The organism is Pseudomonas sp. NUPR-002 (assembly GCF_056322725.1).
Genome location: NZ_CM150476.1, coordinates 2,604,363 through 2,623,956, shown reverse-complemented (window position 1 = coordinate 2,623,956; position 19,594 = coordinate 2,604,363). Strand labels below are relative to the sequence as shown.

The 19,594-nt window shown below is 60.0% G+C and carries 16 protein-coding genes; 9 read left to right on the top strand and 7 right to left on the bottom strand.

What is annotated here, in order from left to right; translation table 11 throughout:
• Positions 1 to 13: 13 nt before the first annotated feature.
• Both ACVWSC_RS11965 and ACVWSC_RS11960 read left to right on the top strand, forming a co-directional pair.
• Entirely contained in the window at positions 14 to 1,210 is a 1,197-nt protein-coding gene (locus ACVWSC_RS11965) for an iron-containing alcohol dehydrogenase (protein ID WP_442113840.1), read from the top strand.
• On the top strand, positions 1,207 to 2,640 hold the full coding sequence (locus ACVWSC_RS11960; protein ID WP_442113839.1) for an aldehyde dehydrogenase family protein: 1,434 nt from the start codon (positions 1,207 to 1,209) through the stop codon (positions 2,638 to 2,640). Before ACVWSC_RS11965 ends, ACVWSC_RS11960 begins: the two co-directional genes overlap by 4 nt.
• A gap of 10 nt (positions 2,641 to 2,650) precedes the next feature.
• Here ACVWSC_RS11960 and ACVWSC_RS11955 read toward each other — a convergent pair whose 3' ends face one another.
• The 4 genes from ACVWSC_RS11955 to ACVWSC_RS11940 form a co-directional block, all read right to left on the bottom strand.
• On the bottom strand, positions 2,651 to 3,556 hold the full coding sequence (locus tag ACVWSC_RS11955) for a LysR family transcriptional regulator (protein ID WP_442113838.1): 906 nt from the start codon (positions 3,554 to 3,556) through the stop codon (positions 2,651 to 2,653).
• Between the two features lie 105 nt (positions 3,557 to 3,661).
• The gene (locus ACVWSC_RS11950; RefSeq protein WP_442113837.1) at positions 3,662 to 4,384 is read right to left on the bottom strand and encodes a lytic transglycosylase domain-containing protein; all 723 of its coding nucleotides are present in this window, start codon (positions 4,382 to 4,384) and stop codon (positions 3,662 to 3,664) included.
• 317 nt (positions 4,385 to 4,701) lie between these two features.
• Positions 4,702 to 5,625 carry a hypothetical protein gene (locus ACVWSC_RS11945; RefSeq protein WP_442113836.1) on the bottom strand — a complete coding sequence of 308 codons (924 nt, stop codon included), beginning with the start codon at positions 5,623 to 5,625 and terminating at the stop codon, positions 4,702 to 4,704.
• A gap of 421 nt (positions 5,626 to 6,046) precedes the next feature.
• Positions 6,047 to 7,477: an IS1182-like element ISPa7 family transposase gene (locus ACVWSC_RS11940; protein ID WP_023098450.1), complete on the bottom strand. Its 1,431-nt coding sequence runs from the start codon at positions 7,475 to 7,477 to the stop codon at positions 6,047 to 6,049.
• Positions 7,478 to 7,825: 348 nt separating this feature from the next.
• Between ACVWSC_RS11940 and ACVWSC_RS11935 the strand changes: the two genes are divergently transcribed.
• Together ACVWSC_RS11935 and ACVWSC_RS11930 are read left to right on the top strand one after the other, a co-directional pair.
• A complete protein-coding gene (locus ACVWSC_RS11935; RefSeq protein ID WP_442113835.1) occupies positions 7,826 to 8,533 on the top strand; it encodes a 2'-5' RNA ligase family protein in 708 nt (235 codons plus the stop codon).
• Between the two features lie 281 nt (positions 8,534 to 8,814).
• A complete protein-coding gene (locus tag ACVWSC_RS11930) occupies positions 8,815 to 10,242 on the top strand; it encodes a coniferyl aldehyde dehydrogenase (RefSeq protein ID WP_442113834.1) in 1,428 nt (475 codons plus the stop codon).
• A 17-nt stretch (positions 10,243 to 10,259) separates the two neighbouring features.
• Here ACVWSC_RS11930 and ACVWSC_RS11925 read toward each other — a convergent pair whose 3' ends face one another.
• Positions 10,260 to 11,279, bottom strand: coding sequence for an AraC family transcriptional regulator (locus tag ACVWSC_RS11925; RefSeq protein WP_442113833.1), 1,020 nt, complete (start codon positions 11,277 to 11,279; stop codon positions 10,260 to 10,262).
• A 160-nt stretch (positions 11,280 to 11,439) separates the two neighbouring features.
• Between ACVWSC_RS11925 and ACVWSC_RS11920 the strand changes: the two genes are divergently transcribed.
• The 4 genes from ACVWSC_RS11920 to ACVWSC_RS11905 all read left to right on the top strand — a co-directional run bounded on the left by ACVWSC_RS11920 (position 11,440) and on the right by ACVWSC_RS11905 (position 15,115).
• Positions 11,440 to 12,255, top strand: coding sequence for a class II aldolase/adducin family protein (locus tag ACVWSC_RS11920; RefSeq protein WP_442113832.1), 816 nt, complete (start codon positions 11,440 to 11,442; stop codon positions 12,253 to 12,255).
• A 36-nt stretch (positions 12,256 to 12,291) separates the two neighbouring features.
• On the top strand, positions 12,292 to 13,941 hold the full coding sequence (locus ACVWSC_RS11915) for a GMC family oxidoreductase (RefSeq protein WP_442113831.1): 1,650 nt from the start codon (positions 12,292 to 12,294) through the stop codon (positions 13,939 to 13,941).
• Entirely contained in the window at positions 13,938 to 14,423 is a 486-nt protein-coding gene (locus tag ACVWSC_RS11910) for a MaoC family dehydratase (RefSeq protein ID WP_442113830.1), read from the top strand. Before ACVWSC_RS11915 ends, ACVWSC_RS11910 begins: the two co-directional genes overlap by 4 nt.
• Positions 14,424 to 14,515: 92 nt before the next feature.
• Positions 14,516 to 15,115 carry a Crp/Fnr family transcriptional regulator gene (locus tag ACVWSC_RS11905; RefSeq protein WP_442113829.1) on the top strand — a complete coding sequence of 200 codons (600 nt, stop codon included), beginning with the start codon at positions 14,516 to 14,518 and terminating at the stop codon, positions 15,113 to 15,115.
• A gap of 34 nt (positions 15,116 to 15,149) precedes the next feature.
• On the opposite strand, the gene ACVWSC_RS11900 is transcribed toward ACVWSC_RS11905, so the two are convergent.
• Both ACVWSC_RS11900 and ACVWSC_RS11895 read right to left on the bottom strand, forming a co-directional pair.
• Positions 15,150 to 16,883 carry an AMP-binding protein gene (locus ACVWSC_RS11900; protein ID WP_442113828.1) on the bottom strand — a complete coding sequence of 578 codons (1,734 nt, stop codon included), beginning with the start codon at positions 16,881 to 16,883 and terminating at the stop codon, positions 15,150 to 15,152.
• Between the two features lie 100 nt (positions 16,884 to 16,983).
• Positions 16,984 to 18,075 (bottom strand): DUF3616 domain-containing protein, encoded by a 1,092-nt coding sequence (locus tag ACVWSC_RS11895; protein WP_442113827.1) that lies wholly within the window; start codon positions 18,073 to 18,075, stop codon positions 16,984 to 16,986.
• Positions 18,076 to 18,480: 405 nt separating this feature from the next.
• Here ACVWSC_RS11895 and ACVWSC_RS11890 point away from each other — a divergent pair, with 405 nt between their 5' ends.
• Positions 18,481 to 19,479 (top strand): NAD(P)H-dependent flavin oxidoreductase, encoded by a 999-nt coding sequence (locus tag ACVWSC_RS11890; RefSeq protein WP_442113826.1) that lies wholly within the window; start codon positions 18,481 to 18,483, stop codon positions 19,477 to 19,479.
• Positions 19,480 to 19,594: the final 115 nt, after the last annotated feature.

Sequence of the window (19,594 nt, the reverse complement as noted above, 5' to 3'; positions counted from 1 at the left end):
ATGGAGCATCTGTATGTCTGCCACGCTTCACTACTGGAACTACCCCACTGAGATCTTTTGTGGTGTCGGCGCGCTCGACACCCTGGCCCAGCGCTGCGCGCTGCTTGGCATGCGCAACCCTCTGCTGGTCACCGACCCGGGGATGCTGCCCCTGGAACCCATGGCCCTGCTGACCGATCATCTTCAGCAAGCCGAGATCGCCTTTGCCGTGTTCTCCGGCATCGAAGCCAACCCCAGCCTTGCAGACGTTGAACGCGGCGTCGCAGCGTTCAAGGCCGGCAACCATGACTCACTCATCGCCCTGGGCGGCGGCAGCGCCATGGACGCCGCCAAGGGCATCTGCCTGGCGGCGCGCGACGCCGAGGGTCTCGAGCGTTTCCAGTGGTCGCGGATCATTGAAGACTACCCTACCCTGGCCGACTTCCCGGCGCTGGGGCTGGCACCGTTGATTGCGCTGCCGACCACCGCCGGTACCGGTTCCGAGTTGGGGCGCGAAGCCGTATTGACCGACACTGTGCGGCAGATCAAGCGCGTGGTCAGCCACCCGCAACTGTTGCCTGCCTGTGTGTTGCTCGACCCCGTGCTGACCCGTGGACTGCCCACCGCACTGACGGCAGCCACCGGCATGGATGCCCTGACGCATCACATCGAAGCCTTCTGCTCCCCCCTGTACCACCCGATGTCCAGCGGTATCGCCGTCGAAGGGATCCGCCTGGTGCGCGAGCACTTGGCCAATGCCACCCGCGATGGCCAAGACCTGGCCGCCCGCGAGGGAATGCTGGTCGCGTCGGCCATGGCGGCAGTGGCGTTCCAGAAAGGCCTGGGCGGTGTGCATGCACTTGCCCACCCCTTGGGGGCCCGCTACCACAAACACCACGGACTGCTGAATGCGATTCTGCTGCCTTACGTGCTGGTGGCCAATCACTCGGTCATCAGCGAAAGCATCGGCCGCCTGGCACGCTATCTGGAATTGGAGCAGCCCGATTTTCACGGTTTCCTCAGCTGGGTACTTGGCTTGCGCAAGCAACTGGGCATTCCCCACAGCCTGGCGGAAATTGGTCTCGACCTTACGGACGAGGCCTGGGTCGGTGAGCAGGCCTTGGCGGACATCTCCTCCTCCGACACCAATGCGCGGCCGCTGACGGCGAACGAGTACAGCCAGATTTTCCGCAATGCCGTGCTCGGTGAACTGCCGGGGGTACAGCAATGAGCCAGCCCCACTACATCGACGGTCAGTGGGTGGCGGGGCAAGGCGATCAGCTGGTGATTGCCTACGACCCTTCCCTGGCGCAACCCTTCGCCCAACTGCACAGTTGCAGCCCGGTGCAGGTGGATCAGGCGGTCCGTGCCGCACGCACGGCATTGCCCTGCTGGCAGGCGCTGAGCGCCGCGCAGCGGGCCACGTACCTGCGAAGGTTTGCCGAACAGCTTGAGCAGCGCCGTGACAACCTGATCACCCTGCAAATGCAGAACAACGGTAAGCCACGGCATGAAGCCAGCGTCGATGTCGACGATGCCGTCGCCACCTTCACCTACTACGCCGGGCTCGCCGACCAGCTGGACTCACGCCAGCACAGTGAAGTTGCCCTGCCGGTGCCAGGCTTTCGTGCGCACACCCGCCTGGAAGCCATTGGCGTGGTCGGCTTGATCGTGCCGTGGAACTTCCCGCTGGTGACCAGCGCCTGGAAACTGGCCCCGGCCCTGGCGGCAGGTTGCACCGTGGTGCTCAAACCATCGGAAGTGACCCCCTTGATCGAGCAGGTGTATGGCGAGATCGCCGACGACATCGGCCTGCCTCGGGGCGTGCTGAACATCGTTGGTGGTGCTGCCGAGACGGGCGTTGCCATCAGCACTCACCCGGGCATCGATAAGTTGTCGTTCACCGGCAGCACGAAAACCGGCAGCGCCGTCATGCGCAGCGCGGCCGACTTCTGCCGCCCGCTGACCCTGGAGCTCGGTGGCAAGTCCGCCATCCTGGTGTTCGACGATTGTGACCTGGATCAGGCCGTGGACTGGATCATCGCCGGGATTTGCTGGAATGCCGGGCAGATGTGCTCGGCGACCTCGCGCCTGCTGGTGCAAGACAGCATCGCCGACCGCTTGCTCGCACGCCTGAAGAATGCCCTGGAAAAAATGCGCGTGGGCAACCCGGCCAACGACGAAGTCGACATGGGGCCTCTCACCAGCGACACACAGTTCGCCAAAGTGATGGCGTGTTTCGAGCAGGCGCGCGCAGAAGGCCTGCATTGCCTGACCGGCGGATATGCGTTGCAAATGCCCGGCTGGTTCGTCAGCCCGACGGTGTACACCGATGTGCCGCTGGACAGCGCACTGTGGTGCGAGGAAATCTTCGGACCGGTACTGTGCACCCATCGTTTCACCAGCGAAGCCCAGGCCGTGGCACTGGCCAATGACAGTCAGTACGGACTGGTGGCCACGGTGGTCAGCGCCGATCTGGCCCGGGCCGAACGCGTCGCAGCGGCCCTGGAGGTTGGCCACGTCTGGATCAACTCGATACAAGCGGTGTTCGTTGAAACCTCCTGGGGCGGCAGCAAAGGCAGCGGTATTGGTCGCGAACTCGGCCCCTGGGGCTTGTCGGCCTATCAATCAGTCAAGCACGTGACCCGCTGCCTGAGCTGATCGATCAGCGTCAGGCGTTCCCCAGGGCGTGTTCGGTCAGTAAATCTTCAATGAAGGCACTGACCGCCTCACTCTGGGGACGACCTATGGGGGTCACCATGCTGTGCGGCACTTCATAACGCAGCGTGTCAGCGTGCAGTGCGCGCATCTGGCCGCTGTTCAACCAGGGTTGGGCGTAATGGCTGGGCAAGTACCCCAGGTGCGTGCCTGCCAGCACCGCGTGCACCACCGCTTCCATATGATGGGCAGTCGCTGAGGCACGCTGCGGCGTGATCGGCAGCACCTGGTCGACCGGCAAGAAACCATGTTTGATCCAGTCACTGGCCTGAAGCGCTTCAAGTTCCGGCTGCGCAACACCGAACAAGGGATGCCTGCTCCCGCAAAAAACACCCACTTCTTCGACATACAGCGGCTGGTAAGCCAGGGTTGGCAGTGGCCGGCTGAAATAGGAAATCGCCAGATCGAGCTGCCCATCGATCACAGCCAGCTCCAACTCGGTGGGTGAGTTGACGAAGATGTGCAGGTGCATGTCGTGGTCGCGCTGGTAGAACCGAGCAATGGCTGCATCGATACGGGCGGCCGGCAACGTGGCAATGTTGTCGGCCAGGCCCAGGTACAAATCGCCGACCAGCCGGCCGGAGAGGTCCTGTGCCTGGTCACGAAAAACATCGACCGCGTCAAACAAGGCATTGGCGGCCTGAAGAATGCGCTCACCTTTTTCCGTGAGTCGGAAACCGCCCTTGCCGCGCTCACAGATACGGTAGCCGAGGCGTTTTTCCAGGCCCGAGATATGCGTGCTGATATTGGACTGGCTCATGTTCAGTTCCGCCTGAGCAGCCGTGAAGCCTCCGCATTTGACCACAGCGGAGAAAATACGCAGCAGGCGCAGGTCCATGTCCGCAACAGTTCTAAGCACGGTATCTCCTGATTTCGACAGTGGCAGGCATTGAATGACACTCCACTGTTTGCGTCAAACTATCGCGGGGCAAGCCCGCTCCTACCGGATGTGCGCCCTGCAGTGCTAGCGATGATTGCGGTAGCGCTCGGTCAAGGACTGTACGAGGTTGACGTAGGATTGTGTCTCGGCGTAGGGAGGTATCCCGTTGTACTCGACTACCGAGGCTTCGCCGGCGTTGTAACCTGCCAGCGCCAGCATCTGGTTGCCGTTGAAGCGCTTGAGCAGCCAGGCCAGGTAGCGCACGCCGCCAGAAATGTTCTGGCGTGCGTCGAACGGATTATCCACGGCGAAGCGCTCGGCGGTGGCGGGCATCAATTGCATCAGCCCCTGGGCGCCTGCGACAGAAATCACGTTGGGGCGAAACGCCGACTCGGCATGGATCACCGCCCGCACCAACGCCCTGTCGACACCATAACGATCCGCAGCGGCTTCGATCTCGCGACGATAGGATCGGGTGTCCAGTTGCAGTGAGGTGACCTTGAAGTCCTTCGCCGCCATGCACAGGTAACAGCCCTTGATGTAATAGAGATCAAGCACATCGACCCGCGCGGAGATCCCGACGGGGCGGCGGCTCACGTATTGACGAACACCCTTGTGGATGAAGGTGAACACCCGAACCCGCATCGCGCCCGGGGTGTCGTTGCGTACAAGCCGTGGCTGGCTGATGGCGCCGTCACTGGCCTGGCATTTGGACAGGGCACTGACGCCCAGTGGCGCGGACAGCAAGGCCAGTCCAATACAGCCAAGCAGGTGTTTGCGAGCCCATCGCCACTCTCTGGCACTCATCGTATCGCTCCGCGCCGCAGGCGCCGATCAGACCTGCCTGGCCCGAGCGCTAGCGTTGGAGGGCCTGTTCTCGATGCCCCGTCTTCTTCTGATAGTTATACCCCTTGTCGCTGACCTTGGAACCCGCGTTGACGTACGGGCTGCCGGAGTTCCCAAGTGAAGCGTAGGCCTGATTGCTTACACGACACATCGGCCCCGTTTGCCGGGGCCGTGCGTAACCCACTCATCAATGCATGAACAACGCGATCAGGATGATCACAGGAATCGGCACACCCAGCATAAACAGCAGTAAGGAACGCATGATAGTTCTCCTCGGTTCAATGAACCCGTGCGCTTACAAGGTCATCGCTCAGGATGACGGCATCGCGACGACGCCCTCCATAGGTGGCGGCGAGGCTGGCAAAAAACGCCCCGCACAACAACGCGATAAACATCCATAGCGCCGATACGGCGGCGGCTTTACTGGCGGCATCGGCCGCTTCGCGGGCAGCCCTCTTGGCGTCGTCCATGGCCTGGCGCGCCTGGGCGAACACGGTATCGACGCGCTGCTCGGCTTGAGCCGGCGTCAGGTTGGTACGTTGACTGACCAATTGCGCCACGTAGGCGCGGTCTTCAGGACTAAGTTGCCCGTCGTTGCTCAACGTGCGCACCATGATCCGGGTCACCGCTGCCTCGCCCGCATCTTCATTGACCGCTAAAGCGCTGTCACTGCGAAACAGGGTGTCGACAAAGTAGTCATAGGGGCTGCTGCCCGCGGTGCCTGCGGTAGCCGTCGCAGCGGAGGTGATGCCACCTGCTGCACCCGCCACAACCTCGGTACCGGCCTTAACACCCGCACCGACGTTATGACTGGCTACGCCGACCATCAGCGTTGCCGTTACCAGGGTTGCCACGGCCCATGCCAGAAAGCCGTGGGCGGTATCGCGAAAGTACACCTCATCGCCGTGCACACTCGCCCATTTGACCCGCAGCCGTCCGGCCAGATAGCCACCCAGGCCGGACGCGATAATCTGGGTTGCCGCCAGCCAGACAATCGTCGAAATGCCCAGGCCCTTGGCACTCACCCCATCACCAGGCCACGGAGAAACGGCCGAGAAGCCAAGCCCGAAACCGAGCAAAACCAATATCAGCGACAACGCCGCCGCACCCGCCGCGCCCGCGAATATAGCCGCCCATGAAACACCGGAACGACGCTCCGCTGCCGCGAGGGCAGTGAGGTGGGATTCTGTTGATGTATTCATTGTGTGTGAGCTCCCGCGGTAAACCTGGAATGTCCAGTTATTCGGGTGCATGGCCTGTGCCAAAACGCTGCGATTCACAACACCTTTGAATTCAACATCTTGTAACAACTGCAAAATAAACCGTCATGCATTGTGCATGGAAGCGCCGCCCGTAGCGGGTGTTCTGCATTGTTGGAAGGTGATTTGGGGATTGCCGGGATGGGTAGATTCTGGCGGATTTATGCTTGGCGTAAGGGGCAGGCAGAAATCGGCCCAGACCGTGTAAAAACGCAGCAAACGATGACCATCAACTTCCGGGGATTTTCTCAGCGTCTAGGAGGCCGTCGGAGGCCCAATCAGGCGCAATCGATAATTCTGGTTGCTATGGCACTTTCGGCTTCAGTACGCCTGCTGGAGGGCGGTACGAGTCGTAGAACAGGCCTCAGGCCTTCATCGCTGCCATCAGGGCACCGCTGCCCAGCACGTTCAACACGCGTTTGAGATTGTAGGCGAGCACATGCAGGCTCATCTCGGTACTCACTCGGTCGAGAGTCTTGGTGAGGAAGTGGGTGGCGCCCATCCAGCTCTTCAGCGTGCCGAACGGGTGCTCGACCGTCTGACGGCGGATTCGCATCATTTCAGGCGCTTGATCCAGGCGACTCTGCATCGCTTCGAGCACTGCCTCATGCTCCCATCGGCTCACTCGGCGCTCTGAGCTAGGCGTACAGTGCTCTTTCAACGCACAACCCTGGCAATGCGAACTCCAGTAGCGGTGCAGTTTCAGCCCTTTTTCGACGCTTGAGAACCGCCAGATCAGGCTTTGCCCAGCCGGGCATCGATACTCGTTCTTGGCTGCGTCATAGATGAAATCACCTTTGCCGAAGCGACCAGCCGCTGTCGCTCCCGAGGTCAGCGTCTTGGGCACGAAAACGGTGATTCCAGCCTCATGGCACGCCAGGATTTCTTCGCCTTTGAAATACCCTCTGTCTGCGACCGCCGAGAGTTCCTCGACACCCATGGCCTCTCGCGCTTGCTTGGCCATGGAGCTCAGTTGGTCTCGATCGACCCCGTCGTTCGTGACCTCGTGGGTCACGATCAGGTGGTGCTTCGCGTCGACCGCCGCCTGCACGTTGTAGCCGACTATTCCGCTGCCCCGGGTCTTCATTGAGCGGGCATCGGGATCGGTCAGGGAGATCTGTTTATCCGGTGTTTCGTTGAGCTGTACCTCGACTTCCTTGAGCTCCCGCAGCTTAGTTTTCAAGGTCGCAATCTTGTCGTGGAGGCGTTCGGCTTTGACCTGCGCCACGGCCGGTTCCTGGCGATCAGCGGTATCCAGTGCGGTCAGGTAACGGTTGATGCTGGACTCGATCTCCTCCATTCGCCGCTGAAGCTTGGCGCTGGTGAAATTGCGGTCACGGTTGTTGACCGCCTTGAACTTGCTGCCATCAATGGCTACCAGCGCTTCAGAGAACAGGCCAAGTTGCTGGCACAGCACCACGAACTGCCGACAGACGCCGCGGATTGCCTTGCCGTTATCCTTGCGGAAGTTGGCGATGGTCTTGAAGTCCGGCATCAAACGTCCGGTCAGCCACATCAACTCAACGTTGCGCTGACTCTCGCGTTCGAGACGTCGACTGGACTGGATACGGTTGAGGTAACCGTAGATGTAGATCTTCAGCAGGTCAGCAGGATGGTAGGCGGGTCTGCCGGTTTCCGCCGGGACGACACCCTCGAAACCCAGTAGGCCAAGGTCGAGTTCATCGACGAAAACATCGACCACCCGCACCGGGTTGGTGTCCGCCACGTAGTCATCCAAGCTCTCGGGAAGCAGTGTGCTTTGCCCTCGGTGCTCTCCCTGGATAAAGCGCTTCATTGGCGTCCCCCGCTGATTTTGAATCCATCAAATCACAGCAAGGACGATGCCAACGTTTTTACACGGTCTGGGCCAGAAGCGGACTTTCGCCGGTGGGAGCGGGCTTGCCCCGCGATGGCGGCCCTCCAGACACACCGCATCGCGGGGCAAGCCCGCTCCCACCGAGCCGCTAATCCACCGACGGCTTTGGGTCGGAAGCAGCGATCCAGAGCAGTCGTTTGCGACCCGCTGCGATCGGCCGATCTCGCCAGTGGTAAGGAACCGCCCGGGATAAATATGCCTCGGCTACGCTTACTTTCACTCATCAGAGCGACCCTGCTCTGCAATGAGTCAGCCAGCGTAGGAGGAATGGCGATGCTGACGACTTTCTTGAAGAAAACACTGGTACTGACAGCGCTGTTGCTGACTGTATCGTCAGCCAATGCTCGTGACGACCTGATCGCCATCGACATCCTCATCCAGCCTGACGCAAAAATGGTCGAGGTGGCCGGGAAATGGAATGGCTTGATGCGTGAGCAAAGCCCGGAAGGGTTCGAACTGGATGCCGAGCACGCCCCGCACATCACCCTGCTCCAGCTGTACATTGCGCAAACCGACCTGCCAAAGGTCGTGGCGGCCGTTGACAGCGTGAAGTCAGCGTTCGAACTTGATCGCCTGCAAATGACAGCAACGGGGCTCTACCATATACCCAATGGCCAGGTCGGCTTGGCCGGTATCGTCATTCAGCCAACCGAACGTTTGCGCATGTTGCAGAACGCGGTAATCGAGGGTGCGGGTCAGTATGCTGTCAAAGGTGGCGATGCCTCAGCCTTCGTTCCCGACACGTCTGGCGCAGCCTTTCCCCCTGCCCTGTTCGAGTATGTCGACACGTTCATCCCCAACCAGACCGGTGCCAAATTCAACCCACACGTGACGATCGGCGTTGCGCCACTCGACTGGCTCAAGGCACTTGAACTGCAGCCATTCGAGAGTTTCACGTTTGGCGTCAAGAACATTGCGATCTATCAGCTTGGTAATTACGGAACGGCTTCGAAACGTTTGGATGGCGGCCCGTAATGGGTTGATGCCTCTGGCCATCGCGGGGCAAGCCCGCTCCTACCGCACCCTGCATCCCGCCCCTCGCAAATAGTCAAGTTGGCGTTCGTGAATGGTCAGGTTTTCAACGGACTTTTTATATAGTTTTGAAGCCTGATCAGCAAAAGTGGTTGAAACACACTGTCAGGGTCCAACGGTTCCCAGCGGCGCTGCTACTCGGCGCGTAACCACTCATTGCTGTCGCAGCTCGTCCAATCCAATAACAGCCCCATTGCTTGCCTGCATACTTCGAGTGAGACCCCATGAACGCGATCGTCGATATCCCCGCTGAGTTCCTGCAATGCCTGGAGGGCCAGCGCGCGCACTTCGAGGCCAACCGCTGCCCGGACGCTATTCAACGTGTGACCGACCTCAAGGCGTTGGTGCGGCTGGTGGCCGACAACCGCGAGGCGCTGATCGAAGCGGTGAACAAGGATTACGGTTGCCGTTCGCGGTTTGAAACGACCTTTGCCGAGATCGCGGTGACCCTGGATGGCTTGCACGACACCATCAAGCGGGTGAAGAAGTGGATGAAGCCACAAAAACGCCACGTTGACCCGATGCAGTTGCCGCTGGCGCGCGCGCGTCTGATCCCGCAGCCGATCGGTGTGGTCGGTGTGGTGGTGCCGTGGAACTTTCCGATCGCCATGGCCTTTCACCCACTGACCAGTATTTTCGCCGCTGGCAACAGCGCAATGGTGAAGATGTCGGAGAACTCCAATCACTTGGCGAGCTTGCTCAAAGCCCTGGCGCCGCGCTATTTCCCGGCAGGCAAACTGGTGTTTTTCGAAGACGGTGGTGGCCGTGGCCCGGCCTTCACTGCACTGAAGTTCGACCATATTTTCTTCACCGGCTCGCCGGCCACCGGTAAAGCGGTAATGGCCAACGCCGCACAGAACCTGACACCAGTAACCCTTGAGCTGGGCGGCAAGTCGCCCGCTGTAGTCGCGCCAGATTTTCCAATCGAGAAAGCGGCCCAACGTATTCTGTGGGCCAAGACGTTCAACGCCGGGCAAATCTGCACCAATGTGGATTACCTGTTTTTGCCGGAGCGTCAGGTCAACGCATTTGTCGCCGCAGCCAAGGCTTACTGCGCCAAGCACTACCCGATCATCAACAATGGCGATTACACCGCCGTGATCGATCAACGTTCCTACGACCGCCTGCAGGCGGCGTTGGACGATGCCAAGGCCAAGGGCGCCACGCTGGTCAATCTGGTCGAATCGCAGACGCCTGATGCCGGTCGGCGGATCATGGCACCGGTGATCGTGCTCAATCCAACCGAAGACATGGAGCTGATGCAGCGCGAGATCTTCGGTCCGATTCTGCCGATCAAGACCTACTGCACCCGTGAGGAAGTCACCGACTACATCAACAACCGCCCTCGCCCGCTGGCGTTCTACGCCTACACCAATGAACGTAGCCTGGCCGATTGGTACATCTACAACACCTTGTCCGGGGGCGTGACCATCAACGACAGCCTGTTGCATGTCAGCGTGCACAGCCTGCCGTTTGGTGGCATCGGGAACAGCGGCATGGGCCACTACCACGGTTACGAAGGCTTCCTGACCTTCTCCAAGCTGCGCCCAGTGCTGTACCAGGGCCCGATCCGGGCGATCAACATGATGCTGCCGCCCTACGGTAAGAAAGTCGAAAAAATCCTCAACCTGATGATTCGCATGAAGAGCTGAGAGCTGCTGACCTGCCGTCAGTGGGCTTCAGCGTCCGCGCTATCGGCCAGCTGTCGCCACCGGCGTGGCGACTCGCCGGTCCATTGTTTGAACGCACGGCTGAACGCCGTGAGGTCGGCAAAGCCCAAGTTGAGCGCCAGGGTGGTCAAGTCGATGGAACTGCTGGTGAGGTGATGCTTGGCCAAGCGCATGCGCGCCGCTTTGAGCGTGTGCGCAAAGCTGCTGCCTTGTGCCTTGAGGCGCTGTTGCAGGCTGCGCGGGTGCATTTCTACCAGCGTCGCGACCATGGCCAGGTTGCACTCCCCGGTTGGCAGCAAGGCATCAATGGCGCTTTCTACCTGGTCGGCCAGGCTGATGGGGGCCAAGCGCTGCCAACCGCTGCGCCATTGTCGCGTCAGGTGATTGCGCCAGCGCTGCTCAACCACCACCGGCTGCTCCAACAAGGCCGCGGGGTAGCTCAAGAGGTTGGTCGCCTGTTCATAGCGCACGGTGCCGCGCAATGCCTGTTGGTAGACGTTGTGATGGGCAGGTTTGGCCATCTGCAACCCGACTTCAAGCGGCGGCACATCAGCATTGTGCAGTTGGCTGATACCTTGAGTGAACACCGCCAGCGTCAACGCATTCAGTTGTTCGCAATCCACTTCCGCGGCAAAGGCAAACCTCAAGTGGATATCCACCCGCGACGCGCTCGTGCTGATTTCCCAGAGCAGCCCCCGCGCATGGAAGTCCATGTTCCTCTGCAGCAACTGCATGGCGTCACCGACGGTGGCCTGGATGCACAGGCACGAGCCGAGCGCGCCAAGCACTTCCAATCCCTGGCGATTACCCAGGCGCACGCCAAAGTCGGGGGCCTTGCAGCGCAAGGCGGCCAGATGCAGCACCTGCGCCATCGCCACATAGGGGATGTACAGGTCAGGCGAGTGCATCACTGCCTGACTCAAACCGGCTTCGCGCAACAGACGCTCAGGCTCTTGCCCCAGCTCTCGGACCAGTTCGGAAAATCCCAGAAGCGAGCCACTGCGCACGAAATAGTTCATTAGCTCATCACCTGCCAGCGCCCTGCGCCGCCTAAAAATATTCGTAAATAGTCAGGTTTCGATTCGCTAATAGTCAAGTTAATTGATCGATTTTTGTTTAATTTCAGCACTCCTGAACCTGCATTGGCGCCATCGAATCGCGCCGCTGGAGCCTATAACAATGACAAAAGAACTACCTGCAGCCTTGGTTAATGCCCTGTTTGGCCCCTGCCCTGAAGGTGTCCAGATTCCACAGCCGCCGAGCTTCGACACCCTTGCCGAAGAACGCCAATACCGCAAAGAGCAACTCGCCGCTGGCTTGCGGCTTTTTGGTCGTTTCGGCTTTTCCGAAGGTGTCGCCGGGCACATCACCGTGCGTGACCCTGAGCGGCCGTCCGAGTGGTTCTGGGTGAACCCGTTCGGCAAGAGCTTCAGCCGCATTCGTGCTTCAGACCTGGTCCTGGTCGACCATGAGGGTCACGTTGTCCAAGGCCAGTACGCGGTCAACCGCGCCGCCTTGGTCATCCACTCCCATGTGCACGCTGCCCGTCCTGACGCCTTGGCCGCTGCACACGCGCACTCGTTGCATGGCAAGGCGTTTTCCAGCCTGGGCATCAAGCTTGCGCCGATCACACAGGACGCCTGCGCCTTCTACGAGGACCATGGCCTGTACAGCGAATTCGGCGGTGTTGCCACGGCCCAGGATGAGGGCCAGCGCATCGGTGAGGCACTGGGCAAAAACAAGGCCGTGATCCTGCAGAACCACGGCCTGCTGACCGTGGGCCAGACGGTGGCCGAGGCCATCTGGTGGTTCATCACCCTGGAACGCTCCTGCCAGGCGCAGTTGCTGGCCATGGCGGCTGGCAACCCCAAGCTGATCGATCACCAAACCGCACTGGGCGTGCGCGCGCAGGTCGGCTCGCCGTATGCCGGCTGGTTCCAGGCACGACCGCTGTGGGATCAGATCACCCACAGCGATCCAGACCTGTTCGATTGACGCGACACCACAACAATTACAAAGGTGACATCAGTAATGAACAGCAACGAGTGGGATTACATAATTGTCGGTGGCGGGTCGGCCGGGTCGGTGTTGGCAAACCGTTTAAGTGAGTGCGCAAGTAATCGCGTGCTGCTGTTGGAAGCAGGCCCGAGCGGTCGTTGGAACCCGCTGGTGGCGATTCCGGCTGGCACCGTGGCGTTGATGCGCAGCAGTCGCTACAACTGGCTGTTCGAAACCGAGCCGCAAGCTGAATTGGCCAACCGCCGCTTGTTTCAACCGCGTGGGCGCTGCCTCGGTGGTTCGAGCAGTATCAATATGGCGGTGAACACCCGTGGTCAGCCGTGGGACTACGATGAGTGGGAGCGTCTGGGGTGCACGGGCTGGAGCTTTAGCGAAGTTCTGCCGTTTTTCAAGAAGTCGGAAAACTTCGAGCCTGCCAGCCAACCTGCTGACGCGCCGTACCATGGCAAGGGTGGACCGCTGAATATTTCCGAGCGGCGCTGGACCAGCACCTACGGCCACGCCTTTCTTGAGGCCTGCACCCAGGCAGGGCTGCCGCGCAGCGCCGACCCTAACGGCGCCAATCAAGAAGGCGCCTGCCTGCAGCGCACTTATCAAAAAGACGGCCGCCGTTGCAGCAACGCCCGGGCGTACCTGACTCCCGCGCAAGACAGGGAAAACCTGCAGATCATCACCGGCGCCCATGCCACCCGCGTGCTGTTGGACGGCACGCGTGCAGTAGGTGTGGAGTACCGGCACAACGGCCAAGTGCGTGAAGCGCGGGCCACCGGCGAGGTCATACTCAGCGGTGGCGCCTTCCAGTCTCCGCAACTGCTGATGTTGTCTGGTATCGGCCCACGTGCAGAGCTGGAAAAGCATGGCATCCCGGTTCGCCACGCGCTTGAGGGCGTCGGTCAGAACCTGCAGGACCACCTTGCCGTGGTGATCAACGTGCGTACCCACACCCGTCGCGGCATCTCCTTGCACCCTTCGTCACTGCTCCAAGGTGTACAGGCCATGTTCCAGTTCATCTTCGGCCGCCGCGGCATGCTCACTAGCAATGTGATCGAGGCGGGCGCCTTTGTGCGCTCGTTGCCACAAGAAACCCTGCCCGACATGCAGCTGCATTGTGCACCGATCATGTACCGCGACCATGGGCGCGACATGAAGCTGTCGGCATCCGGTTATGGCTACTCGATGGCGATCAACGATGGGCGCCCGCTCTCCCGTGGTCGGGTTGGTTTGCGCAGCAGTGATCCACTGGCGCCACCGTTGATTGACCCCAACTACCTGAGCCACCCCCGAGACCTTCAGCGACTGGTGCTGGGTATCAAGATGATGCGCAAGATCGCCACCCAACCAGGCCTCGCGGTGCACAACGAGTGCGAGGTGAATCCTGGGCCGCATGTGCAAAGCGATGAGCAGATCGAGAACTGGGTGCGGCAGAACGTCGAGACGGCCTACCACCCGGTGGGCAGCTGCAAAATGGGCCCGGCCAGCGATGCAATGGCGGTGGTCGATGCACGCTTGCGTGTGCATGGCCTGGAGGGGCTGCGCGTGATCGACGCATCGATCATGCCCACTCTGGTCAACGGCAATACCAACCAACCCGTCACCATGATTGGCGAGAAAGGCGCCAGCATGATTCTTGAAGATGCCACCGCTTTGGAGTGCGCTGTATGACACCGCTTTACCACTACGACGACCTGCATCACTTCGTGGGCAAGGAATTGGGCGTTTCTGAATGGGCCACGGTCGACCAGGCCCGCATCAACGAATTTGCCCGCTGCACCGAAGACCGCCAGTGGATACACGTCGATGAGGCGCGTTGTAAAGAACAGAGCCCGTTCGGCACCACCATTGCCCATGGCTTTCTCAACCTGTCGTTGCTCGGCGGCCTGATGATGCAGATGGGCATCGTGCCTGCCGGCGTCAGTAGCCTGGTCAATGCCGGCGTCACCAACGTACGTTTCAAGAACCCGGTACGTGCCGGCTCACGTGTGCGGGCACGCGCTACCGTGCATTCGGCCGAAGCCAAGGATGAGGGGCGTACGCTGCTGATCCTGCTGGCCCAACTTGAAATCGAGGGTGAAACAGAACCGGCCTTGACCGCTGAATGCGTGGCTATGCTGTTTCGAGAGGCACACAACGAAGCGCTGGCATAACTGATGTCCCACCGGCTTCGGGGGCTTGCCTTGCGTGTCTTCAGAGCGTTTTGGAACCGCCCACGACAACTCCCCGAGTCGCGAGAATCACCGTGAAAACCCTTCTCGACGCGAACGCGCTTGAGCTGTTCAAGTCCGTTCTCCACCGCTACGGCGTGAGCGAGCCTGAGCCTTTGCAGCGTCTGTTGCAGGTGCTTGAACTGCGCGACGTTGCCCGCGACCAACACCTCGTGCGTGCCGGCGAATCGCCCACGCACTTTTTCATCATTCTGTCGGGCCTGGTGCGTTATTACTACTCATCCCCGGAAGGAAAGCAGTGGAACAAAGCGTTCTTTCACGAAGGTGACATGGTTGGCTCGCTGAGTGCTTTTCTGCGGCAACAACCTTGCACCTACAACATCGAGGTGCTGGAGGCTGGTTGCCTGGTGGCGGTGCCGCTGAACGTGTTGACGCAGCAGCATGACGGCAGTGTGCAGTTGCAGGGCATGCTCAACACCATCACCCGCGAGATCATGTTGCGCAATGAAGTACGAGAGGCCTTGTTGCTGACCTGTAATAGCGAGGAGCGCTATCGCTGGCTGTTGGAGCATGAGCGCTGGCTGCTGTCGCGGGTGCCGCAGTACCAGCTGGCCAGCTACCTGAGCATGGACGCCGTTTCATTTTCGCGAATCAAACGCAAACTGGGCGGCTGAATCACAGCGGCCGCCCTTTCGCATTCCGTGCCTTTCAGTGAGCTGCTAACGCTGACATCCGTGCACGAATCCCCAAACGTTCAGCCTGCTCTGCACACCAACGTTGGTGTTCAGCAGGCACGTTGTCGAGGTTGAGCGCCAGGCTGCCATCGCCTTGTTGGTTCACCTCGACACCCGAGAGATCGCCGCACCGTTGCCGGATGCGCTCGCTATAGGCATAGGTCGCAGCCAGTTCACGCAGCCGGTGCTTGATGATTTTCCCCACTGCCGTAACGGGCAGCGCGTCGACCAGAAACACCTGTTTCGGGCAAGCCGGGCGCTCGGCAATGTTGTCGAACGCGTACTGACGCAGCTCCTCGACATTCACCTCACTGCCTTTGCGTAGTTGCACGAAGGCTACCGGCAACTCACCGGCATATTCATCCGGCATACCGACGGCGGCGGCGAGCAACACCTGTGGGTGAGCCTCAAGGCACTGCTCGATCAGCGCCGGGTCGATGTTGTGACCGCTGCGAATGATCAAGTCCTTGGCACGCCCAGTGATAAACAGATTACCCAGCTCATCTACGCGGCCCAGGTCTCCGGTACGCAGCCAGCCATCTTCCAGCGGGTTTTCAGATTGGCCCAAGTACCCAGGGAAGACCATCGGCCCGCGCACACAGATCTCGCCGTTGCTGGCGATCTTCACTTCCATCGCCCCGCTCACGTGGCCGGCACTGCCTGGCAGGGAGGGACACTGCAGATTGGGCAAGGTAATCACACCCGCCGCCTCAGTCATGCCGTAAGCCTGGTACAGGTTCAACCCAGTGGTTTCGCGCAACTGCTCGCAGAGCGCCGCAGGTACGGGCGCGCCGCCGGAAATCATGAAACGCAACGAGCTGATGTCATGACCAGCCACCGGCACATCGAGCATGGCTGCAACCGAAGTCGGTATGCCGCCGCTGATGGTGATGCCGTACTGCTCGACCAATTGCCAGTGACGTCGAATAACCTCGGGATTGCGAAAACCCGAAAGGGTCGGCAATAGCATATTCAAGCCGCTTGCCAAACCGCCCAGACTGTTGACCAGCGCCCCTGCCACATGGAACAGCGGCAAGCCGTTGAGCGCTACGTCAGTGACGCTGGCTTGCATGCAACGCCGGTAGGCATACGCCGCCGCCAACTGATTGGCATGGGTGTGGCAGGCCAGTTTAGGCAACCCTGTGGTGCCGCCGGTATGAAAGTAGGCGGCGATATCATCGGCCTGGGGCTGCAAGGCAGGCTCCAGTTCGTCAGCGCTGTAGCCTTCAAGCTCTGCGTCAAAACAGAACGCTCCGCCTGGCGCCATGACCGAAATGCAAGTGGGCGTGTTCGGCAGGCGCCTGGATACATTGATCGCTTTTTGCCAAAGGTCAGGATCGATCGCGGGGCCCAGCACGAAGATCAGATTGGTCTCGGCCTTGAGCATCAGGTTGTACAGCGCATCCTCGTTGAGCAGCGGGTTGATCGGGTTAGCGACACCGACGCTGGCAGCGGCCCACAGCAGGTACTGGCTTTGAGGAATGTTGGGCAGCAGCAGCGTGACAACTGGCTTACGCGTCCCGGCCAGATCCAGAATCAGGCGCGCCGCGCGATTGATGTTCGACAGCAGCTCGTTGTAGCTGACGGTAAGCGTCTGACGTGGCTCCAGATTGCTGAGGTAGGTCAGCGCGGGGCGTTCGCCGAAAGCCTGGGCCGAGGCCTGAAAAAGCGCATAGACAGATGTCGCACAGTGGGGTGAAGGGGTCATGCGGGGTTCCTGCTGATTATTGTTTTCCTCATTCTGGGCAGGAACGCTGAAGGGCAGCATTAACAATTGTTAAGGTGGATTGCCTGAGGAATACGAAGGACTATTCCAAGATAAACAAGTCCCCTTCTACACTCCGCTCACCCCGTTTACGGCCATCTGCCACCGAATCATAAACAATCAACACCACCTCCCCGCCCTGCTCACTCGGCCCGAACAAACACATCCCCTCAGCATGATCGTCCCCTTGCCCGAAAGGCACCTGCAGCACTGTCTCCAACTGCTCGGCAAAGACCACCTGTTGTTCATCAGAAGCGAAACCACCTCGCCAACGAAACACCGTCACCGGCCCGTCCAGGTCCATGGTTGGCCCCGCCAGAATCAACAGATCGTCGCCACTCACGCACAGGTCCCGCACTCCCAGTCCATTGAGCGAGAAGAAATGCTTGCGATAGCGGCGCCCATCCTCGCCGATTTTCTTCAGCACCAGCGTATCCACCGAGTTGCCATCCAGTTCCGGCTCGATCTCCAACATCACCGTCCACCCGCGCAGCACCGGCCCGCGCAAGCCCAACAGCAGCCGCGAACCGATCACCGCCAGCCCTTCGATATCGAACCCGTTGTCTTTACCCGGGATACGCAGAAAGTCCCGAAGCTGATCATCCCTGGCAATTTCCGCCGTCAGGTCGTTGCCAAGCGCATTGCCACGCAACTGCGCCGCCGAACGCCCATCGGCATCCACCACCCAGGCCAGTTCAGGGCGGTCGTGCTGCTGCACCACAGGAATACGCGCCAACAGAAAGCGATTGCCGTCTGCCTCGATCGTCGACAGCCGTTTGATGTTCTTTTGCGCAGGCTTGTCGGGGTCGGCCTTTTTGCGTTTGAGGCTGTGCGAGCCCACCACCCAGAGGTATCCGCTGTCCTGGTCGTAGGCCAGGCCTTCAATATCGATCTCGTCGTCCGACTCCGGTATGGGCAGGTCGAGGTATGCCATGAGCGGGAAGGATTGATGCGCGTCGCAGATCACCTCCTCACCGGGTGCTGTCTCGTGGAGGGTCAGGCGTTCCAGGCTGGTGGTCTCGTCGTTGGCCACCCAGAGGGTGTCACCAATGCGCTGAGCGACCGAAAGGCCGTCGCGCAATGCAGCTGACGCCCGGTCAAAGCTCAGTATCACCACATTGCTACGGGCGCTCATCAGTGCTCTCCTGCCTTGTTGGCGTGAAGCGAATACGCTGTTGTCGAGGCTAGTGACTGGCCAACGACAATCAAGCGGTTTCGCTAGCACGTTTTTTCACAGGCGATAGAGCAGCAAAGCATAATGAGGGGAAAGCCCGGCGGGTCTTGTGAACTGTCGCCAACGGCAATCACTGCATTGATTAGCCGTCTTTCGCTGGCCGTCTCTACGCCATACAAACCTCACGAAGAGGGCCATCCTGAGACCCAGTACGCTCAATCGCTCCCCTATAGCTTTACTACTGAACAATTGTTCAGCTATAAGGCTGTAGCCTTCCGGTGGTGTGTGGTTCCGCCGTGTGGAATCGACTTCCTTTGCCCGGATCGGCTTGTCCGCCTTATGGCGTCAATGAACTGGAGAGCCACTATGCGAAGCCCGATGTTCAAAACCCGCATTACTGAAATGCTTGGCATTCGTCACCCTATTCTTTGCGGAGGAATGGGGCCTGGTGTCTCGGACGCAAGCTATGTCGCGGCGGTAGTCAACGCCGGTGGGATGGGGTTTATCGTTGCTGCTGGCTTTCCCGATCCGGGCGAGTTTCGTGAACAACTTCGGATGTGCCGTGACCTGACTTCTGGCAAGAGGTTCGGCGTGAATCTCTACCTCTCAAGTCAAACCAAGGCGGCTGAGCGCCTACAAGAACAAGTGAAAATTCTTGCCGAGGAAGAAGTCCTCTGCGTCGAAACGTCTGGTGCAAGTCCCGAAAGTATTCTTCCAGCACTGCGGGAAGCGGGTATCAAAGTCCTGCACAAAGTCCCCGCTGTCCGTTACGCACGATCAGCTGCACGGCTTGGTGTGGATGCAGTCATCGTCGTCGGCAATGACTGTGGAGGACATCCAGGCACCTATGGGATCAGCAGCATGGTTCAGGCGCCCCACGCGTCGAAAGAGATTTCCATTCCACTGGTCATCGGTGGAGGAATAGGAACAGGTCGCCAACTGGCTGCGACCCTGATGATGGGGGCAGACGCTGTCTTGATGGGCTCTCGAATGTTGGTTTCGGAGGAGTTGTGGATTCACCGCCAATACAAGGATTTACTTGTCCAGAGTGATGGTACTGATAGCGTTGTAGTGAAGACCGGCCTACAGCAGCATCACCGGGTTCTGCACAACAAAAGCGCAAAAGCAGTTGCCGCTTTGGATGCGACGGGGACTAGCGACTTCGAAGACTACCGACCCCATGTAATGGGGACACTCACCACTCAGGCATACCTGACGGGTGACAGTAGTCTTGGCATGCTCGACTATGGCCCATCAGTAGTGTTTGCCAATGCCGTACAGTCAGTGGAAGCCATTTTTGATGACGTTCTCGACGATGCGCAGTGGGCAATGCAACGATTGAAAGGTCTGCGCCACCCAGCCTAGAGCGCTAGGCTCGGTGGGAGCGGGCTTGCCCCGCGATGCAGTGTGTCTGGAAGGTCGCCATCGCGGGGCAAGCCCGCTCCCACCGGTGAAAGTCCGCTTATGGCCCAGACCGTGT